At 48.1% G+C, this 1,889-nt stretch carries 2 protein-coding genes; both read left to right on the top strand.

The window, feature by feature from the left end:
- Positions 1-35 precede the first annotated feature (35 nt).
- Complete coding sequence (locus X965_RS18635; protein WP_036419788.1) at positions 36-302, top strand: DUF5405 family protein; 267 nt, start codon at positions 36-38, stop codon at positions 300-302.
- Positions 303-736: 434 nt separating this feature from the next.
- A partial coding sequence (locus X965_RS18625) for a site-specific integrase (RefSeq protein ID WP_051997426.1) occupies positions 737-1,889 on the top strand: 1,153 nt, incomplete at its 3' end.

Raw genomic sequence — 1,889 nt, 5'->3', positions numbered from 1 at the left:
TTATTCCTGATGATGAAGGATGCGGAGAATGAGAAATGAATATTAAATTAGGCCAATACGTTATTACATCAGACCAACACCAGTTAATCCTCAGTGAAATTAAAATAGCCAAAGAAGGAAAGAATGCCGGGCAGGAAGTTACGGCGACCATTGGCTATTACCCAAAACTTGAGCAGTTGATTAAAAAGATAATCACCATTGAAGTGCGCAAGGATGATATTCAGTCGCTTCAGGACATGGCTGATAAAATTGATGAACTGAGTGTCACTCTATCCCGCCAAATCCGGGAAGCGCAAATCTGAGGTGACCAATGACACCACAGGAAGCAGAGAACGGACGCAGACGAATAGCAAGGGAATGCCTGAAGGAATTAATGCAGTACACATCAGACGAACAACACACCGCAATACTCGACAAATACACGCCGAAATTTAAACCACTTAATCACCTGCGCTTTCCGGCAAAGAGAGTGCTCGGGTATTACGTGCGTACGTTACAGAAGGAGATGAAGGATGGATAAAGTCACGATGTCACGCGACGAGGCCGCTAAATTTATCGGCGTAAGCCCTGATACGCTTACGTCATGGTGCCGCGCCGGACGCATTTCGTATCAGCGGAAAGACCCGTTCAAAAAGAAGTCACCCTATCTGTTTACAGAGTCAGCCTGCCTTGCGGCACTGAGTAATCCGATCAACACTATCGCCGAGAGCGAGATTGATGTGAAAGGAGATCACAAATGTCAATCTTCAAACGTGGTAACTCTTGGTATTGCGACTTCGCGACACCTGGCGGCAAGAGAATTAAAAAGTCGCTTGGTACGTCCGACCGGAAGCAAGCCCAGGAGCTGCACGACAAATTAAAGGCCGAGCAATGGCGAATTGAGCAGGTAGGTGACTTCCCGGACTATACCTATGAGGAAGCCTGCCTGCGGTGGCTTGAGGAAAAAGCGGATAAAAAATCGATAGAGGATGATAAGAACTTTATCGCTTTCTGGCTTGAGTACTTCGAGGGTGTCCGGCTGAAGGATATAACCGAGAATGCCATCTACAAGATCATCAGCAAGATGACAAACAAGCATGCTGAAAACTGCTGGAGAAGGAAAGCCGACACAGCAAAAAGGAAGGGAAAGGAGGTGCCGCTGTTTACAGCGAAGCCTGTCACGACGGCCACAAAGGCGCGATACCTTTCTTTCATTAAGGCGCTACTCAGAGCGGCGGAAAGAGAATGGAAGTGGATAGAAAAATCACCTGTGATAAAAATACCCTCTATCCGTGATCGGAGAGTCAGGTGGCTTGAGCCTGTCGAGGCTAAAAGACTGATTGATGAATGTCCGGAGCCGTTAAAGTCAGTCGTCAGGTTCGCATTGTCAACTGGCCTGCGTCGTTCGAACATACTTAACCTTGAGTGGCAGCAGATAGACATGCAGCGGAAAGTGGCATGGATTTACCCTGAAGACAGTAAATCAGGTAAAGCGATTGGTGTAGCCCTGAACGATACCGCATGCAGGGTTTTACGCAGCCAGATTGGTCGTCATCACAAATGGGTATTTGTCCACACTGAACCGTCATACAGGAATGACGGAACACCGGTTGCGGCAGTAAGAAAGATGAGGCCGGATTCTAATACAGCATGGAGAGCAGCATTAAAAAGAGCCGGTATCGACGATTTCCGCTTCCATGACCTGAGACACACCTGGGCAAGCTGGCTGATCCAGTCTGGCGTTCCGCTTTCAGTGTTGCAGGAAATGGGCGGGTGGGAGTCGATAGAAATGGTGCGCAGATATGCCCATCTGGCACCAAATCACCTTACCGAACATGCGAAGCAAATAGATGCCATTTTTGACAGTTACGTCCCAAATACGTCCCAAGGTGAAAAACTGGCATCGGGAG

The organism is Morganella sp. EGD-HP17 (assembly GCF_000512315.2).
GTDB lineage: Bacteria > Pseudomonadota > Gammaproteobacteria > Enterobacterales > Enterobacteriaceae > Morganella > Morganella morganii.
The sequence above is the reverse complement of the archived record's forward strand: the minus strand, read 5'-3'. Positions and strand labels throughout refer to the sequence as shown.